Origin of the sequence: Mycobacterium sp. IS-1264 (assembly GCF_001954195.1) — a bacterium.
In the GTDB taxonomy this organism is placed as follows: domain Bacteria; phylum Actinomycetota; class Actinomycetes; order Mycobacteriales; family Mycobacteriaceae; genus Mycobacterium.
Map to the genome: position 1 here is coordinate 32821 of NZ_MBES01000019.1, position 15728 is coordinate 48548.

A 15728-nucleotide genomic window follows, 5' to 3' on the forward strand; every position below is an offset into this window, starting at 1 on the left:
GCGGGCGCGGATCCACCGCCCGATGCCCGACGAACTGTTAGTGTCCACCTCAGCTTCAGCTATTACGGCGAACGACGACCTGGAGCAACCGTGTGCACGGTTAGCAACGACACCGCCGGACCGGCCAGCAGATGGCCGGTGCGCGATGCCAATTCGGCCCCGCGCGGTGGTTCCCGCGTTGGGCAGTCAAACCCATTGAGCGGAGGCGATCATGACGCTCGGAGAGCGGCTGGCGCGAGTAGCAGAGTTGACAGATCGGTGGCTCGGATGGTCCCGACTTCCCAAGCCGTTGGGGCTCGCCGTCCTCGTCGGATTGCGTGAGCAACTGCGCGCAGACAACCTTTACGACACCGGTCGCGGATCCGCCGACCGCCCGCCCGCGGGTGACGGTGTCACTCCCGTGCGCGACGCCCGCACCCTGGACGGCACGAACAACGACCTGCAGAACCCACTAATGGGATCATTGGGCAGCCGATTCGGCCGCAACGTCGCCACCGAATTGACCTATCCAGAAGAACCCGACCGCATCCTGGAACCCAATCCCCGTTTGATCAGCCAGCGACTGCTCAGGCGTGACAGCTTCAAGCCGGCGACCACGCTCAACCTGCTGGCTGCCGCCTGGATCCAATTCGAGGTGCACGACTGGTTCAGCCACGGCACCATCGACGACAACCCCTGGCAGATCCCCGTCGAGCCCCCCGATCCTTGGCCCGACCCCGTCATGACCATCAAACGAACTCCACCCGACCCCAGCCCGGATCCGTCGGGACCACCAACCTTCGTCACCCGGGACACCCATTGGTGGGACGGATCCCAGATCTACGGCAACACCCCAGGATTCGCCAACGGGCTACGCACCGGCGAGCTGGGTCAGGTCAAGATCGACGACGTCGGCCTGCACCCGGAGGATCTCGAGACCTACCTTGACCCGCACGGGGCGATCAGGGCCAACTTCTGGCTCGGGTTAGCGCTACTGCATTCCCTGTTCTTGCGTGAGCACAACGCGATCTGCCGCGAACTACACCTGCGCAATCCCACGATGACGGACCAGCAGCTCTACGACAAAGCCTGCCTGGTCAACTCGGCGCTGATGGCCAAGATTCACACCCTGGAGTGGACCCCAGCGATCATCGCCCACCCCACCACCGAGTCCGCCATGCGGGCCAACTGGTTCGGGGTGCTCGGGCAGCGCTTCGATGGGCGCTACGGCCGCCTCACCCCGAGTGAGGTTCTGCAGGGCATCCCCGGATCACCCACCAACCACGACGGTGTGCCGTATTCACTGACCGAGGAATTCGTCGCCGTCTACCGCATGCATCCCCTGATCCCCGACGACTACGTCGTGCGCTCGCTTCGCGACGATAAGGAGCTGGCGCACTACGAGCTACCCGAGCTGGCGCTGCCCCATGTCCGAGAGCGCTTGGCGCAGTGGGAAACCGACGACCTGTTCTACTCGATGGGGGTCGCGAACCCCGGCCAGATTACGCTGCACAACTTTCCGGTCCACTTACAGGACTTCCACCGGGTCGACGACATTCCTATCGACCTGGCCGCCGCGGACATCCTGCGGATCCGGGAACGTGGTGTGCCGCGCTACAACGCTTTTCGGCGGATGCTTCGACTCAAGCCCGCCGCCACCTTCGAAGAACTCACCGACAATCCGGCGTGGGCCGAGGAGCTGCGCCAGATCTACGGCGACGTCGAACGCGTCGATCTCATGATCGGCCTGTACGCCGAGCCAAAGCCACCGGGTTTTGGGTTCAGCGACACCGCTTTTCGTATCTTCATCCTGATGGCCTCCCGCCGGCTGCGAAGCGACCGCTTCTTCACCACCGACTTCACCCCGGCGATGTACACCGAAGCCGGCATGGAGTGGGTGCACACCAATTCCATGCGGACCGTGCTGCTGCGACATTTCCCCGCGCTGGAGCCCACCCTGCGCTCGGTCACCAATCCGTTCGCCCCGTGGCCAAGAACACCCGCGCGTGCGTGGACCCGGATGTCCCCGCCGCGAACGGATGTGCGCCGCTATCCCCCGCCACCGGGCCCGCAGCCCACGTACGTCCCCTACAGCGACGCCCTCGAACAGCCCGGGCCCGAGGAGGACCGTGAGATCGACGGAATCGTCAAGGCGTTGCACGGCAACAACGAATGGGCCTACAAGAAGTTTCATCACGGCCTGCGCGACGCCCACGCCAAGACGTTGGCCGTGCTGCGGGGCGAGCTCATCGTCTATCCCGATCTGCGGCCCGAGCTGGCTCAGGGACTGTTCGCGCAGCCACGCACCTATCCGGTGGTCACCCGGCTGTCGACCACCTCCGGGGTGATCCGAAGCGACCAAATACGCGGGGTACACGGCCTGGCGATCAAGGTGCTCCTGGACGAGCCCGGCGACCGCATCCTGGCCGACGATGATGCCAAGACTCAGGACTTCCTGCTGGTGACCCATCGGGAATTCCCCTTCGCCGATGTGCGGGCTTACCTGCGGCGCGGCATGCCCCTGGCGTGGCTGTTGGCACGCCTGTCCGATCCGGGGCTCAGCGCCGTCGGCGCGGCGCTCACGCGGGCCAAATCCATCCTGTCCCGGGTTGGCGTGGCACTTCCCAACGCCGTGGAGATCTTCATCGAGCCCAACACCCACATCCTGGGACAGAACTTCTATTCGTCGGCGCCCATCCGGTGGGGCGACAATGTCGCGAAATTCGAGATCGTGCCGCTGTCGGAGTCGGTGAAGACACTGGCCGGTCAGCTGCTGCCAGCTGACAGCGGCTACGACGCCTACCGCAGCCAGGTATTCGACTTCTTCGCGAGCAATAGCGCCGAATTCGAGCTGCGCGCCCAACTGTGCACCGACCTGGCCCGGATGCCCATCGAGGACGCGACGGTGCCGTGGCCGGAAGAAGTCAGTCCTCATATCGGGGTCGCCAAGCTCCGTTATGAGCAACAGAATCCGGACTCCCCAGACCGGCGCCGGTTCGGCGACGACGTGCTGTCCTATAACTCGTGGCGCGGGCTGGCCGCGCACCGCCCGCTAGGCCCGATCAACCGCCTCAAACTGAAGGTCTACGAAGCCTCCAGCAACTTCCGCCACGACAAGAACAATGTCCGCCCCTTCGAGCCGACCGTCGCTGACCTGCCCCAGTGAGCGCGCCGGCTCACTCACCGGCTCGACCCGAGCCCGGGCGGCGCGGGCGGTGGCGCACCTGCGCACCCAAAATTTAGGTTCACGGGCGATTTCATTCGGCACCGACCCCGGGACGGCCCTAGACTTCCCATACATGAGCAGCCGGTGGCAGTTGCTCGAACGGCCGGTGGAGCAACAAACGATCCGCGCCGCGCTCACCGGTGACGAGCAGCGCGGCGTGGTACTCATCGGGCCCGCCGGCGTCGGTAAGACAACACTGGCCCGCACCGTCACCGACACGCTGCCTTCCGCCGTGCACTGGGCCGCATGCACCGAGTCCTCGCAGGCGATCCCGCTCGGTGCGTTCATGCAGTGGGTGGGTGCCTCGAGTGCCCGGGACCCCATCGCGCTGCTGGCCGCGGCGCGCGAAAATATGCTCGCCGGCGCCGAGCCCGTGGTCGGCGTGGACGACGCGCATCTGCTTGACCAGCTCTCGGCCACGCTGTTGCACCACATCGCCGTCGAGCGGAGCGGGCGCATCGTCGCCACCGTCCGCAGCGGCGAAGCCGTGCCGGATGCGGTCACCTCGCTGTGGAAGGACGGCTACCTGCAGCGGTTCGATTTGGAGCCGCTGTCGAAGGAGCAGAGCATCGCGCTGGTCGAATCGGTGCTCGGCGGCATCCTGGAAGGTCTGTCGGCCGATGTCATGTGGTCGGCGTCCGGCGGTAATCCGCTGTTTCTGCGGCACATGGTCGAGGGCGCAGTGGAAGCCCGCACGCTGACCGAGGTCGACGGCGTCTGGCAGTTGCGCGGGCCCACGGCCGTCTCCTCCGGCCTGGCCGAGCTACTGGAGAGCCGGCTCGATCACGCCGGCGCCGCGGCGCTCGGCGCGCTGAAGTTCCTGGCATTCTGCGAGCCGCTGGATCTCGATGCGCTCGTCGAACTGGCCGGTGAAGAGGCCGTCGACGCCGCCGAACTGCAAGGGCTGATTCGCATCGTGCGCGACGGTCACATGCTCAACGCCCGCATCACCCATCCGCTGTACGGGGACGTGATGCGCCGCCGCACCGGCACCGCCTCCGCGCGAAAACTGCGCGGCAATATCGTGTCGGTGCTCGCCGCGAGGGACGTCACCTCTCCGGCGGATCGCATCCGCCTGGCGCAACTGTCCGTCGACAGCGACCAGGTAGCAGACAACGCTCTGCTAGTGGCCGCCGCTAAGGACGCCGTCTTCCTAGCCAACCTTCCCCTCGGGGAACGATTGGCGCGCAGCGCATTTGAGCATGGCGACGGGCTGCGCGCCGGCGAGTTGCTCTCGCGGGCGGTGCTGTGGCAGGGAAGACCGGGGGAAGCCGATTCGATCCTGGCGCAGTTCAACCCCGACGAACTCGACGAGCTGCAGCTCGTGCTTTGGGGCATCCCGCGGCTGTCCACGCTGTTCTGGTCGATGGGCGAAATAGACCAAGCCCACGACATCCTTTCGCTGATGCGTCAACGGGTCACCCATCACGCGCTGCGCCTCGTCGTCGAGGCCACCGGGGCGGCGATGGCGGTGCACCAGAACAAGCTTGACGAAGGCATCGCGGCCGCCGAGGCCGTCCTGGCCGACCCCGAAGCGCCGGAACAGGCCGCCGACTTCGCGGCCTTCGCTGCCGGCCTGGCCATGCCCGTCGCCGGCCGGGGCGCCGGCTTCGAACCGATCGCGGCGCGCTGTCGCGTCGAGCACAAACCCACCGACGGGATGATCCGCTGGATGATCCGCTATGGCGACATCCTGGCGCTGACCCACACCGGCAGCCTGGATTTGGCCGACCGTCGGGTGGCCGACTACAGCCGGTTCTCCTCACAGGGGCAGTTCGTCGGCTGGGCTATCGCGAAGATCATGGCCGGACTGGTCGCCACGTACCGGGGCAAGTTCCCTCAGGCCATCACGGCATTCGAGCAGGCGTTGGCGGCGCTCAATGCCGAGAACTCGTTGCCGTGGCGGCTGCCCGGCCGGCTGCTGTTGGCCCGGGCGTATGCCGGATTGGGCCGCACCGCCGAAGCCGAGCGGGTTCTTGCCGACGCCAAGGAGCACTCCGGTCCGCACCTGGACTTGCACGAGCCGATGGCGATGATCGCGAGGGCGTGGCTGGCCGCCGGCCGCGGCGGCGAGCGCACCGGTGTCGATCTGGCGCGCGCCGCCGCCGACACCGCCCACCGAGCCGGCCAGTACGCCGTCGAGGCCGAAGCGCTGCACCACGCCGCCCGCTTCGGCGACCGGACCGTCGCGGGGCGGCTGGGCGCGTTGGCCAAACGGGTCGACGGCACGGTGGCCGGACTCTACGCTCGCCACGCCGCGGCCGTGGCCGGCTCCGATCCGCACGCCCTCGACGCGGTGAGCAGCGACTTCGAGAAGGCGGGGTTGCTGCTCTCGGCCGCGGACGCCGCCGCGCAGGCCGTCGTGCTCTACGAGCGCAGCGGCCACAACCGGCACACCACCGAAGCCGCGGCGCGGGCGCTTCGACTAGCCGCGCTATGCGGCGGAGCGAACACACCGGCGATCCGGGCCGCGGCCCAACCGCTGCCCATCAGCTCCCGGGAACGCGAGATCGCGGCCCTGATCGCCGAAGGTCTGTCCAACCGCGAGATCGCCGACAAGCTCACGGTCTCCGTACGCACCGTCGAAGGCCACATTTACCGCGCCTGCATCAAACTCGACATCTCCGACCGCGAAGAACTGGCGGCCGTCGTCGCGCGCAACACGACCTGAACCGGGCCGCTCGCGGCAAACCCGCAGGCCGCAGGGGTGACTACCTCACCCTGGCGGTCCTCGGCCACGCCTTCTCGAGTAGTCCCGCCGCTCGCCTGATCGGTTTCTTTCCGGCAGATCCGGCCGACCGCACTGCCGCCGGCAGTGCCAACCCGCTCATCACACCTGAATTAGACACGCTCGCAACATGTTTGCTTCGCTATCACCCCCGGCTAGCAAAAATCAGCGCGGCGACGGCCTCGGCGATCGCTGCCGGAGACTCGACCGGCGCCGCAAGGTCCTGCGCCGCAATACAGGTAGTCCGTTACGCGTGCCGTCGACACCGGTGGATTCATAAATTCTTCATCACAGCCGGACTGACCGGAACCGAACCCCGCCCCTCAGGGAGTCGAAATGTTATCTACCGCGAAGACAGTGGCGCCAGACGAGCGCGCCGCTGCAACGATTGAACCGGCCCGCAGCGCGGACGCCGCGGAAGCGCAGAGCACTATCGCCGCTTCCCCGCCGCCCGTTCTCATCAGCGAACGCGAAGTCATGTTCGCAACTGCCGCTGCCGGTGCCACATCGCAGACCGCCGCCACCCGCCGGCACTGGATCGCCCAGCTGTGGCAACGGCTGTCGGCGGCGCTGGACTCGCTGGACTCCTATGTCGAGCGTGAGCCGCGTCGCTACTACGCACGGCGCCCGCTCTACATCGAGAACGCCGCAATGGCGCGCGAAATGGAACGGCTATGAATGACCTGCTCATAGCCATGGAAGCGGTCATGCTGATAATTGTCAGCGTCGGAATTCATCGCCTCTCCGCATGGTTAGAGCGCTGGGATTACGAACGCCACCGCGAGGATTGAGGCGGCACGTTCGCTGATATGGCAATCGAGCGGGGATGGCAGCCACCAGGCAGTACGGCTCACGATCGCCATTGATCCCCTTATTGGCAATTTGATTTGTAGCGATATTCATGTGCTGCCCCGTGCAATCCAGCAAAATATGTCAAGCTATCCGTTAGCCACATTGGCCGGCGACTAACGGTCGAGCCTGGGAGGCGAAATGCGCAAACGTCTGTCGGCAATGAAGAAACGTCTGTCAGCGTGGCTACCAATTATCGCGCTGGGAATGATCGTCGCGGGCGCGCTCAGCTGCTTTGGTGTGGACGGCCCGTGTATACGGCAACTGACCCGCTACGCATTTGGAGATCCCGCGATCGGCGAGCCTAGATCGCAATTATCCGCACCAATACTCAGTGACGTATGTTTGTTGGTCGCCTATGGGTTGGTGCTGCTGGGTTGCGCGTTGTTCTATCGTGCTCGCGCGAGTTCCCGAGCAGGTCGCGGAATCGCCGCCTTCGTCATCGCCGCGGTAGTCATCGCGGTGCTAGCAAACGGGATCGAAGACCTGCTGCTGTGGATCACGCCGGCCCAGCACGGAATCGGTTGGCGCACCGCGGAAGCCGCCGCGACCATCAAGTTTTGCATGATCGCAGTGGGGGCAGTCGGGGTACTTGCTTCCCTTGGGATCGTCCTGCGTGACCTAATGGCCTGGTACCGGCGGCTAAGCATCTGGCATAGCTGCAAGGGCGTGTCGATTCCGCAGATGCTGCGCTCGGTCAAACTATTTCGGTGGATCAAGACCGACGCGGAGGCTGAACCCCTGCCGGCGCCGTGGTGGGATGACGTACTGGCACCTAATGACTTGCCGAAGCCGACGGAAACCCAAGAGGCCGTCAAAAAGGCAGTTGCAGATTCCGGCCAGACGGCTGAAGCCGTCATCGAAAACCAGCAGCGCTGGCTGCACTCTTATAGTGTGCCCGGCGTCACCGACGCGCTGAAGAATCGCACGGAACCGCTTCGCGCGCTGTGCCTTTCGGGCGGAGGTGTTCGGTCTGCCTGCGTGGCGATGGGCGCTATGCAGGTGTTCTCCAAACCATCCAGCGCAACCGATGCCGTGGCGAAACCGAGCGGGAATGGCAGCAGCGCTGCAACGCTGTTGGACGGCCTGGACTACGTCATCTCGGTGTCGGGAGGCGGATATGCCGCCGGCGCGCGGCTGCTGGCGGTACAGGACAAACAGGTCGACCCGCAGCAAAAGCGCACCGAGAAACGGAAGCGCAACAAGCAACCCGAGCAAGGGGACAAACCCCAACCACCCCTGCCGAACGTGGTGCCGATCTCGAAGCGGTTTGAAGAAGGATCGGCAGAGTTCGATCACATTCGCAGCCGGTCGAGCTACATCGCTGACTCACCAGTCGGCTTGCTGCGCGCGCTCGTAGAGGTGCTCAAGAATCTGGTGGCCTCGCTTGCGACCATCTTCACCGTCCCCGTTATCGCGGGCTCGGCGCTGGGGTGGCTACTCGCCCGAATCCCGATCGCCGCATTCCCCCCGGTGCCGGACGGGCGCGCAGCCATCGACCCGAACAACGGCAAATATTTCCCCTCACTTATCACCCATTCCGCTGCCTATTGGGCGCTGGGATTCTTCGCTTTGTGGGCCGTAGCGTTCACCCTGTACGCGCTCTTCGAGGAGTGGAAATCGAGTAGTCGGAGCAGCGAAGACCGGCAGCTGTTGGCGCTGCGCTTGGCGCGTGCGAGCGCCGGGTTCGCGCTGGTGGTCTTCACGCTCACGATCGCGCTGCCCGGCTTGATGCGACTCTGCTCGGGCGTGAGCGGCCAGGCGCCATCCACGGGCGGTGCGTTCGCCGCGCTGTCAGGGGTCGTCGGACTCAACTACGTCGCCGCGCTGATCGCCATGATCTGGCGCGACAAGAACAAGCTGATCAAGAGCGCCGGCATGCAAACGTCCCCGGGATTGCTGAAACGGATCCTGCCGCCTCAGGTCATCTCGCTGCTGCTGACGGTCGCCACCTTCGCTGTGCTTCTGGTGGTATGGCTGGCGCTGCTGGGCAGCTTCGCCGCCGGCGCATTTCATTACTGCGCACGAAACGGATTGGGCGAACACCTCGCGCACCTGCCTCCTGGGATCTGGTGGCTGGGCGGCGTCGCCCTCACCTGGTTATTCATCGGGTTCGCTGATGTCACGTCTTTGAGCCTGCACCCCTTCTATCGACGCCGGCTCGCACACACCTTCGCGGTCCGCCGCGCCCCCGACAAGGGCGCGCCGAACGAAGCCGTGCGGTATCGCGACGACGAACCCACCTGGCTGCACTGGTACGGCCGGACGACTAACGGCCCACAATTCGTGTTTGCGTGCGCGGCCACCATCACCGGCCCCGACAGGCCCGCGCCCGGGCTCAACGCGGTGTCGTACGTGATGAGCGCGGACTACATCGGCGGACCGGCGCTGGGTTGGTTCCACACCGAGAAACTGTTCGAGGCGGCGCCACCCCGGATTCGCCGGGACCTGACCGTGGAAGCCGCAGTCGCGGTGAGCGGCGCGGCGTTCGCCTCGGCGATGGGACGCCAGAACAAGGGAATCGAGAAATTGCTCGCCGTCTCCGGTGCGCGCCTGGGCACCTGGTTGCCCAATCCGAGCTTCGTTACCCAACTCAGGGACGCCGAACACCGCAACGATTCAGGCCTCGACTGCCTACCTCGGGGATGGCCAAAATCGCTACCGACCATCCGGGGCGGCGGATACCTGTATCGAGAAATCCTCGGTATCAACAACATCGACGCGCGCCTAGTCCAGATCACGGACGGCGGCCACTATGACAACTCGGGTCTCGTGGAAGCGCTCCGGCGCCGATGCGGACTGATCTTCGTCATCGACGGAGGCGGTGACCCGCCGCCACTGCCCATCGGACTCACCGACGCAATTCGGCTAGCGAAATATGAACTAGGCGTGGAGATCACGCTGAACGAGACGGGTCCGTACTCCGTCGAGAACATCACGCCGGGATCTGGAAAACACTTCGCCAAAGACGACGCGCTGGCCAACCTCAACAGCCGTATCACTCGCGGGGCGGTCGTCAAGGGTGACATCACCTATCCAGCAGCGGCGGGGCTCGAGAAAAGCGCTGGCATCCTGATTTTCGCGAAAGCGGTACTGTGCGAAGCCTGCCCGTACTGGCTGCTGACGTACGCGGCGTCCAGCGACATCTTTCCCCACGATCCGACGTCCGACCAATGGTTCAGCGAGGGACAGTTCGCCGCGTACACCGAACTGGGCCGCGTCATCGCCGACGAAGCCGTCAAATGCGCCGCATCTCTACAACCCACGTCCAGCGGTGCCAGGCGGCGCACTGTGTCAGTCCCGTGATTCCTTTGACAGCAATTGCGGAAGGCCGAAGTGCCGCAACGCTTCGACATCCTGGAAGGACACGACGTGACCGATACCGCGCGGCGCGAAAGTGAGTACGTGTAGGGCGTGCAGGCGATGCTGCCCACCGGCGGTCGCCGGGTACAGCGCCACCGCGGGTTGTCCATTGGCCGATGTCCGCACGACCGGGGTTTTGCCGAACGCACGCATGCGTGCGCCGAGAAAGGCGCCGATCGTGGCGTTGCCCCTAAACCAGGTGAGGAATGGTGGCATCTCGAAGAGGGCGTCCTCGGTCAAGACGGCGACCAGTTCGTCCACATCGGCGTTTTGAAACGCGGCCACATACCGGTCGAGCAGTTCACGCTGCCGCTCTTCCAATGGCGGCGCCGGCGAGTCGACATTTGCGGGCAGATGCGTGCGGGCCCGCTGCAGCGCGCTGTTCACCGCGGCGACGCTCAAATCGAGCAGTGTCGCGACTTCGGTTGCGGGCCAACCCAATACCTCCCGTAGGATCAGCACCGCGCGCTGCCGCGGGGGGAGAAGTTGCAGCGCGGCCACGAAGGCCAGCCGCATGGACTCCCGTGCGGCCACCACCTTGACCGGGTCACTTGTCGTGGCGGCCAACAGCGAATCGGGAGCGGGCTGCAGCCATGGCACCTCTGGGCTAGCCGCCATGACACGCGCGGTGGGGTCGTTGGCCGGCTCATGCAGATCCGACGGCAGCGGGCGCCGCTTTGCACGCTCGAGCGCCTTGATGAACGCCCGGGTGGCGATGCGGTACAACCACGTGCGCAGCGACGAGCGCCCCTCGAAATGCTCGTAGGCGCGCCACGCGTCCAAATAGACGTCCTGCACTACGTCTTCGGCGTCGTCGACGGATCCGAGCATGCGGTAGCCGTAGGCGATCAGCTCGGCCCGAAACGGCTCAGCCAGCCGCGCGAAGTCGTCGCCGTTGTCAGTGGTGATGCTCATGTTGATCCGGTGCCCCATACGTGTCGTGCCAAGGCCATTCGTTGATGTAGCGCTGCCGGCCCAACGGGGTCAGATCGAGGAACCGGTAGGTGCTCAGCATGACATCGGCGCCGACACCGTAGGCCGAGTAGGTGTGAAACACCTTGCCGCCGTCCTGGACGAAAACGCTGATGCCTTGCCCGTCGGCACCATTGGTGGCCACGTATCCCAGCCCTTCGCGGATCAGCGTTTCCTTGTCCTTGTAGTTGTATTCGACCGGCGCGATCGATTCGTCGGTGCTGACGTGGAAGTCGTAGTTGAAGTCGGAACCGTGAGACGAGTACCAAGGCAGCCGCCATCCCATGCGGGCCTTGAACTCGTTGAGCCTCGGGTACGGCACGCGTGACACCAGCGCCAGCGTGGTGTCGGCGCCCTCGTTGAGATGGATCGGATCCGGCATGTTGTCCACGGCGAATGAGCAACTCGGACAGCCGTCGTCGATGTCGTGCAGCCACATGAAGTGGTAGACGATCAACTGGCCGCGGCCCTCGAACAGGTCGATCAGCGCGACCTCGCCGTCGGGTCCCTCGAAGACATAGTCCTTATCGATGGCCACCGCGGGAAGTGCGCGGCGCTGCTCGGCCAGCATCGCGAGCTGCCGGCTGGCGGCCTTTTCCCCGGCCAGCAGGTCGAGGCGTTCCGCCAGCCACTCCTCGCGCGTCGCCGTACGGGGGATTTTCATTTTTCGCTCCTTTCCTCAGCGGTACTGAGGCAGCCACCCGCCAAAACTCATCGGTGGGGCTCAGGGTCGGCGACCGTGATAGGAGCCGATCACCGCCGCGTACATCACGACCGGCGGAGTGGCCAGGCGCTTGGCGAGTTCACGGTGGAATTCGCGGTGGGCGCCGCAGCCCTCGAACGGGTCTGTGGTGCCGTCGAATGCGACGATGTGCATGAAGCCGACCCCGTCGTCGAACATCAGTACCTGGTAGTCGACCCCGCCAGGATCTCGGGCGGCCAGTTCGCGTAGCACGTCCTCGATCAGCTCGCGGTTGCGTTGCGCGGCATCGGTGGTCGTGAAGTACTGCACCACGGCGGCTCTCCTCACCCGCATCACCTCCACCGGTACAGAGGGCGGCGGGCTGCCGATCTCATCGCCTCCGGCGCGATGAGTTTCACCGGCTCGAGTCCCCCATATAGGCGACCCCAATAGAAACCAGGAGGAGAAATGAAACTCGACAACGACGCGCGACAACTCGTCAGCGCAAACCCAGCGACGCTGGTCACGAACAATCGCGACGGCAGCCCCCAAGTCAGTGTGGTCTGGATCGTGGTGCAGAGCACCGCCGACGGCGATGACGAGCTGGTCGTCGCCCATCTGGAGGAGCACCAGAAGGTCCGAAACATTCGGCGTGATCCCCGCGTGGCGGTGACCATCGTGTCCGACGACCGCAGCGGCCTGCAGACGCCCTACTTGTCGATCAAGGGCACGGCGCGCATCGAGGAGGGCGGCGCGCCCGAACTGCTGGGCGAGATTGCCACGGCGCTCCTCGGGCCGGGCACCGGTTTTCCGCCGCCCGGCTCGCCACCCGGATATCTGACTCGCATCACGATCGACAAGGTCGGCGGCGTCGGGCCCTGGGCGGCGTGATGGCGGACGGCGTCGCTTCCGCAGAACTTCAGGAGTGAATCCAAGCGGTGCGTTAGGGTCTGGTTTGTAGCCGACTGCGGGCGAGGTAAGCAACGACTGCGAGATCCATCAGGGACGCGATGCCGCTAAGTGAAGGTGCACAGTTCGCCGGCTATACCCTGGTGCGGCTGCTTGGCAGCGGTGGGATGGGCGAGGTGTATTTGGCCCGCCATCCTCGATTCCCGCGGCACGAAGCGCTCAAGGTGTTGCGGGCGGATGTCTCGGCCGATCCCGATTTCCAGCAGCGCTTCAATCGGGAGGCCGAGTTGGCGTCCCGGTTGTGGCACCCTCACATCGTCGGCGTGCATGACCGCGGCGAATTTGAAGGGCAACTGTGGATCACGATGGACTACGTCGACGGCACCGACCTCGGCGAACTGGTCAGCACGCACTATCGCTCAGGAATGCCCGCCGAGGCGGCGCTGTCGGTGGTCAATGCCGTCAGCGACGCCTTGGACTACGCCCACCACCGCGGCTTGCTACACCGCGACGTCAAGCCCGCCAACATCATGGTCAGTCGGCCCGATGACGGTGGTACACCGCGAATCTTATTGAGCGACTTCGGTATCGCCCGCCCGATCGATGACACCACCGGTCTCACGGTGACCAACATGGCGGTGGGAACCGTTAACTACAGCGCGCCCGAACAGCTCATGGGCGCGGCCCTCGACGGCCGCGCTGACCAATACGCGCTGGCGGCTACCGCCTACTACTTGTTGACCGGCACCAAGATGTTCTCCAACCTTCCCGCGGTAGCCGTGATCAGCGCTCACCTGACGGCGCCACCACCACTTCCCGGGGCCGTGCGCCCCGACCTTGCCAGCACCGATGCGGTCTTCGCCCGCGCCTTGGCTAAAGACCCTCGCCAGCGTTTCGAGCGGTGCGCCGACTTCGCGGCGGCCTTGGCCGACCGGCTGCGGATCGCCCCTCACCCAGGTGGCCCATACGCCGCAGCTCCGACGCCCGGGCCCGGTGACCGCCAGGCCTGGACAATGGTCAGGCCGGGACCGGCCCCAACGCCGCATCACGACTCTTCACCGCAGCCGCGACGGCGGTCGCGGCGCTGGGTCGCGGCCGTGGTCGCCGCCGTGATCTGCGTCGCTGGTGTAGGCGCGTATTTGGTCGTTTCGCACGGCGCCGATCGCCATGCCCCGCCGAGTTCGGGCGCCGCTGAGGGCGCCGCGCGGCTGGCCGCACAGAACTATCTCCAGGCGCTCTCGCGCGGGGACGCCTCCGCCGCTTTATCGTTGAGCGCCAAACCGCCGGCCACCACGGAGTGGGTCAGCGCCGATGCACTGCGCGCCCAATTGGCGTCGGCACCGATCACTGACATCACGGTCACCTCGGCTCCCCAGGCGTCGGGCGATGACCCCAGTAGCGTCCAGCACGTGATCTTGTCGGCGCGCTTCGGCGCGACGCTGTCACAGGCCCGAATCGCGTTGCGACGCAACGGCAACGACTGGAAGCTCGACACCGCCACCGTGCCCATCGACATCGGTACGCCGGGGACCAAAAACGCCTCCTTCAAGGCCGTCGCACTGTTCGGAATCGCCACGAACGGAACGACGCCGGTCTCGGTTTTTCCTGGCCCCCTCCTCGTCTCATCGTCCAACCGATTCATCGACATCAGTGCGCAGGCAGCACCGGTGCTACTGAACGCACTGTCTCCCAACGCCACCCACCCCAGCGTTCAACCCGTAGCGACGCTCAACGACACCGGCCTGCAGGCCGCCAAAGTGGCGGTCGACAACTGGGAAAAATACTGCTATCACGGCGTCGCCCCGCCGCCAGAGTGCGGTCAAGGCTATTCCTCTGACAACACAGGCACCGTCACCAGTGCAGGCGACTTCTCCCAGGCCAAGCTCGCGTTCGATCCCACCACCATGAAAGTCGTTGTCTCGGGCACCATCAAATACACGGGGACCACATCGACTGGCAACCCCTTCGATGTGACCTATAACGCGTCTGGCACAGTCGATTTGACCAAGGATCCTCCGGCGTATGCGGTGCGCTCCTAAGCAGAGATCAAAGTCCACGCCTGAACCGAGGAGGCGAATCCTATGCCGTTGAGCGAAGGTGCAGCGTTTGCCGGCTACACGGTGGTGCGGCTGCTGGGCACGGGCGAGATGGCCGAGGTGTATTTGGTCCGGCATCCCCGGTTACCGAGATTGGAGGCGCTCAAGGTTCTGCGTGCGGATCTATCGGGCGACCGAAACTTTCAGCAACGGTTCATCAGCGAGGCCGATCGGGCCTCGGGGCTGTGGCATCCCCATATCGTCGGGGTGCACGACCGCGGCGAATTCAACGGTCAGCTCTGGATCGCGATGGACTATGTCGACGGCCCCAACCTACGCGAAGTCCTGTCCCGGCACCCGTCGGGACTCACTCCCGCCGAGGTGCTCGCGGTGGTGAGCGGCGTCGGCGACGCGTTAGACCATGCTCATCACCGTGGCCTGCTACACCGCGACGTCAAGCCGGCCAACATCATGATCAGCCATCCCGACGACGGCGGCACACCACGAATCTTGTTGAGCGACTTCGGCATCGCCCGCCCTGCCGAGGACGACGACGTGACCACCAGCGTGGTGACAGACACCATCAAAACGATGGGAACGTTCAACTACGCCGCACCCGAACTCCTGCGCGGAGCCGCACTCGATGGCCGCGCCGACCAATACGCACTGGCCGCCACGGCCTACCACATGCTGACGGGCGTCCAGCCATTTGCCGACGCCAACCCCATCTCCGTGATCCGCGCGCACCTGACCGCGCCCCCTCCCCGCCCCGGAGCCATGCGCTCTGAGCTGGCCAACACTGACGCTGTCTTCGCGCAGGCCTTGGCCAAGGATCCCGCCCAGCGCTTCGCCCGTTGCAGCGACTTCGCCGCCGCCCTGGCGGGCCAACTCCAAACCCCGCCCACCCTGGCCAGCGCCTCCAAATAGTGCTGGCCGGCCTGGCGGGCGGCTTCGCGGTCTTGGGCCGCGCGCTGGGCGGCGTCG

At 65.5% G+C, this 15728-nt stretch carries 9 protein-coding genes and 2 pseudogenes; 8 read left to right on the forward strand and 3 right to left on the reverse strand.

The features are described from left to right. Positions 1-211 precede the first annotated feature (211 nt). The 5 genes and pseudogenes from A5744_RS24585 to A5744_RS04605 all read left to right on the forward strand — a co-directional run. Positions 212-1969 (forward strand): annotated as a pseudogene (locus tag A5744_RS24585) (peroxidase family protein); the annotation flags it as partial. A 30-nt stretch (positions 1970-1999) separates the two neighbouring features. Further along, positions 2000-3145 carry a catalase family protein gene (locus A5744_RS24590; RefSeq protein WP_170874426.1) on the forward strand — a complete coding sequence of 382 codons (1146 nt, stop codon included), beginning with the start codon at positions 2000-2002 and terminating at the stop codon, positions 3143-3145. A gap of 133 nt (positions 3146-3278) precedes the next feature. Further along, a complete protein-coding gene (locus A5744_RS04595) occupies positions 3279-5876 on the forward strand; it encodes a LuxR C-terminal-related transcriptional regulator (RefSeq protein WP_076058803.1) in 2598 nt (865 codons plus the stop codon). A 393-nt stretch (positions 5877-6269) separates the two neighbouring features. Beyond that, the gene (locus tag A5744_RS04600) at positions 6270-6611 is read left to right on the forward strand and encodes a hypothetical protein (protein WP_139331238.1); all 342 of its coding nucleotides are present in this window, start codon (positions 6270-6272) and stop codon (positions 6609-6611) included. 519 nt (positions 6612-7130) lie between these two features. Further along, a complete protein-coding gene (locus tag A5744_RS04605; protein ID WP_139331239.1) occupies positions 7131-10088 on the forward strand; it encodes a hypothetical protein in 2958 nt (985 codons plus the stop codon). On the opposite strand, the gene A5744_RS04610 is transcribed toward A5744_RS04605, so the two are convergent. The 3 genes from A5744_RS04610 to A5744_RS04620 are packed head-to-tail and all read right to left on the reverse strand — an operon-like array spanning position 10077 to position 12147. Next, positions 10077-11060, reverse strand: coding sequence for a sigma-70 family RNA polymerase sigma factor (locus A5744_RS04610; protein ID WP_076058831.1), 984 nt, complete (start codon positions 11058-11060; stop codon positions 10077-10079). The genes A5744_RS04605 and A5744_RS04610 overlap by 12 nt on opposite strands. Next, a complete protein-coding gene (locus tag A5744_RS04615; RefSeq protein WP_076058808.1) occupies positions 11044-11781 on the reverse strand; it encodes a DUF899 domain-containing protein in 738 nt (245 codons plus the stop codon). Before A5744_RS04615 ends, A5744_RS04610 begins: the two co-directional genes overlap by 17 nt. 60 nt (positions 11782-11841) lie before the next feature. Next, positions 11842-12147, reverse strand: a complete 306-nt coding sequence (locus A5744_RS04620; RefSeq protein ID WP_139331240.1) for a hypothetical protein — start codon at positions 12145-12147, stop codon at positions 11842-11844. Positions 12148-12267: 120 nt separating this feature from the next. On the opposite strand from A5744_RS04620, the gene A5744_RS04625 reads away from it, so the two are divergent. The 3 genes and pseudogenes from A5744_RS04625 (at position 12268) to A5744_RS04635 (ending at position 15671) form a co-directional block, all read left to right on the forward strand. After that, positions 12268-12690, forward strand: a complete 423-nt coding sequence (locus tag A5744_RS04625; protein WP_076058811.1) for a TIGR03618 family F420-dependent PPOX class oxidoreductase — start codon at positions 12268-12270, stop codon at positions 12688-12690. Between the two features lie 119 nt (positions 12691-12809). Further along, a pseudogene (locus A5744_RS25290) lies at positions 12810-13646 on the forward strand (serine/threonine-protein kinase); the annotation flags it as partial. Between the two features lie 1149 nt (positions 13647-14795). Further along, entirely contained in the window at positions 14796-15671 is an 876-nt protein-coding gene (locus A5744_RS04635) for a serine/threonine-protein kinase (RefSeq protein ID WP_346425760.1), read from the forward strand. Positions 15672-15728: the final 57 nt, after the last annotated feature.

Bases quoted from the DNA above. Each gene is read 5' to 3' on its own strand.
- A5744_RS24590 (WP_170874426.1), top strand. From the start codon at position 2,000: ATGTCCCCGCCGCGAACGGATGTGCGCCGCTATCCCCCGCCACCGGGC.
- A5744_RS04595 (WP_076058803.1), top strand. From the start codon at position 3,279: ATGAGCAGCCGGTGGCAGTTGCTCGAACGGCCGGTGGAGCAACAAACG.
- A5744_RS04600 (WP_139331238.1), top strand. From the start codon at position 6,270: ATGTTATCTACCGCGAAGACAGTGGCGCCAGACGAGCGCGCCGCTGCA.
- A5744_RS04610 (WP_076058831.1), bottom strand. From the start codon at position 11,060: ATGAGCATCACCACTGACAACGGCGACGACTTCGCGCGGCTGGCTGAG.
- A5744_RS04615 (WP_076058808.1), bottom strand. From the start codon at position 11,781: ATGAAAATCCCCCGTACGGCGACGCGCGAGGAGTGGCTGGCGGAACGC.
- A5744_RS04625 (WP_076058811.1), top strand. From the start codon at position 12,268: ATGAAACTCGACAACGACGCGCGACAACTCGTCAGCGCAAACCCAGCG.